Source organism: Zoogloea sp. LCSB751 (assembly GCF_002028455.1).
Classification (GTDB): Bacteria; Pseudomonadota; Gammaproteobacteria; order Burkholderiales; family Rhodocyclaceae; genus Zoogloea.
Genome location: NZ_MWUM01000693.1, coordinates 1 through 231 on the forward strand (window position 1 = coordinate 1; position 231 = coordinate 231).

The 231-nt window shown below is 59.3% G+C and carries 1 protein-coding gene; it reads left to right on the forward strand.

The features are described from left to right. Positions 1-181, forward strand: a 181-nt coding sequence (locus B4920_RS28215) for a DUF1439 domain-containing protein (protein ID WP_139379807.1), incomplete at its 5' end; no start/stop codon positions are given. Between the last annotated feature and the right edge of the window lie 50 nt (positions 182-231).

Genomic DNA, 231 nt, shown 5'->3' on the forward strand with positions numbered 1-231 from the left:
GAAGTTCGGTTTCATGCTGAGGATGCTGCTGCAGAGCATGGAGAAGCGGCTGGAGACCCAGCCCGTCTACAAGCTCGACGACAAGGATCCCAACCAGGCCTGGCTCAAGGAGAATCTGCTGGGGCTGGAGCTGTCACCGGGCAAGATCCACCTGCTGACCAAGCCGAAGGATCAGTTGTAGACAGTGGCCGTCGCCTGACGCACCAGCAGCTCGATCTGGTAACCCTGTTC